This is a genomic window from Rhodoferax sp., assembly GCF_037143375.1.
Classification (GTDB): domain Bacteria; phylum Pseudomonadota; class Gammaproteobacteria; order Burkholderiales; family Burkholderiaceae_C; genus Rhodoferax.
In genome coordinates, this window is record NZ_JBAWYV010000314.1 from 1 (window position 1) to 1,529 (window position 1,529).

At 51.5% G+C, this 1,529-nt stretch carries 5 protein-coding genes; 1 reads left to right on the forward strand and 4 read right to left on the reverse strand.

The window, feature by feature from the left end:
* The coding region (locus tag WCG50_RS19355; protein ID WP_336901224.1) for a hypothetical protein at positions 1 to 207 on the forward strand (207 nt) is incomplete at its 5' end.
* 152 nt (positions 208 to 359) lie between these two features.
* On the opposite strand, the gene WCG50_RS19360 is transcribed toward WCG50_RS19355, so the two are convergent.
* From WCG50_RS19360 to WCG50_RS19375, 4 genes are all read right to left on the reverse strand, one after another.
* Positions 360 to 503: a hypothetical protein gene (locus WCG50_RS19360; RefSeq protein ID WP_336901225.1), complete on the reverse strand. Its 144-nt coding sequence runs from the start codon at positions 501 to 503 to the stop codon at positions 360 to 362.
* Positions 491 to 661 (reverse strand): hypothetical protein, encoded by a 171-nt coding sequence (locus tag WCG50_RS19365; protein ID WP_336901226.1) that lies wholly within the window; start codon positions 659 to 661, stop codon positions 491 to 493. Before WCG50_RS19365 ends, WCG50_RS19360 begins: the two co-directional genes overlap by 13 nt.
* Positions 662 to 664: 3 nt before the next feature.
* Positions 665 to 820: a hypothetical protein gene (locus WCG50_RS19370; protein WP_336901227.1), complete on the reverse strand. Its 156-nt coding sequence runs from the start codon at positions 818 to 820 to the stop codon at positions 665 to 667.
* A 509-nt stretch (positions 821 to 1,329) separates the two neighbouring features.
* Positions 1,330 to 1,529 (reverse strand): hypothetical protein (locus WCG50_RS19375; RefSeq protein WP_336901228.1); only part of this gene is annotated, 200 nt, incomplete at its 5' end.

The following is a 1,529-nucleotide window of genomic DNA, read 5'->3' on the forward strand; positions in this document are numbered from 1 at the left end:
GTAGAACTGGGCAACCCAATTGCTGACATTCCGAATGTCGACATCCAGCCCTCTGGAGTCGTTCACAGCCAAAAGTTCTATAACTGCAACCGCTGCGGTCCGGGTCTAGGTTTCTCTCCATTGCAGCCGTTCAGTTTGAAGCTCGGCTTCGGAGAAAAGCGGCGGACTCTTGCAGACCCTCAGGAGTCATTGGCCTTGCCGATGTGACTGCCGGTAAGCTGTCATTCGGTGCAGCGCAACTTTAATGTCCATCACAAGGATAAATCCACCGACTTCAGCCGAATTTTTTTTGAGGTTTTTGAAAATTACTCCAAGTCTCTGAAGATTGGTTTCCATCAGGGGCCATCAATGGCCGCAACTCAGCTACTGGGTGAAACCCCGGTGCGCCGGGCAAACGCGGTCTCATTGGAGTAACCCACGGCAGGTGCAACAGCTTTCAAGGGCTTGCCGCGCTTGAGCAAGCCATGTGCGATGCTGATGCGCCAGTCGGTTAGATAGTCCATGGCGGTAGCCCCACAATGTCCAAAAAATGCTTGGCGAATCGTGAGCGAGACATGGTGGCAACACCCGCCAGTGTTTCAAGCGTCCAAGCTGCTTCTGGCCGTGCGTGCATGGCCATCATGGCCTTGGCCAATCTCTCATCGGCGAGCTCGGCCAGCACGCCTTACTTGACCAGACTGGCCTCAATGGTGTGGCGCAACAGCAAAATTGTGAAGTATTCGACCAACCGGCCAATGGCCGCACTGCGCCCCGAGCGCGATTCGAAGGCCTCGGTTAACAGCAGCTCCAACGTGAGTTGCACACCGGCAATGTGCTGCATGGGTACCATCTGTCGTTGCCAAGCTGGAATGCAATGCTGTTGTCAATCCACTCCATCCTGCAGCCTGTAAACTTATCGAGACGCAGAGCAAAAAAGGTTATTTGGGATCAACGCCTGTTTGGTCGAATGAGTCCCTGAGTTTTGCGTGCCACAGTCACTTTATTGAGAGACAACTTTCGGGCATGCAGGCTGGTCAGCACGTAAAAACTATCGGAGAATGGATATGTGCGCGATTGAAATAGTGGTGGGTAAACAACGTGAGTTACGCATGATCTTTGACCGGCTCACAATCGGCAATGGCGGAGCTGCCTTTTGACTATCTCAAACTTTGCCCTGATTGCCGCGATTTCGACAAAGGTTGGGCATCGTTATCTTCGAAGCTAGATTTTCCGGGATTTAGGTAAGTTGAACTGGATGAACAGAATGCGCGGTTTTTCATACTCAGGGATTGTCTGATTGATTTCTCCTCTGGCCATGAAGTTTCGAAATCACCCAATGTCCTAATTCACTCAGGCTAAAACGTCTCGCGCCCCCTGCCACTGGGGAAAGTTGGCCCATGAGCGTGCTTGCTCAACAATAATTTGATTTATATGAAAATTTTTGGAATTACCGGGCATTCCGGCATGGGTAAAACAACGCTGCTGGAACGCTTGATACGGCTTCAAAATCGATCCTTGCCCGCCATATGACCCGCAAAAGAAGGGCATCG

What these genes read in the sequence shown, in the direction of transcription:
- WCG50_RS19360 (WP_336901225.1), bottom strand. Translation starts at nt 503, where the DNA reads ATGGACTATCTAACCGACTGGCGCATCAGCATCGCACATGGCTTGCTC.
- WCG50_RS19370 (WP_336901227.1), bottom strand. Translation starts at nt 820, where the DNA reads ATGCAGCACATTGCCGGTGTGCAACTCACGTTGGAGCTGCTGTTAACC.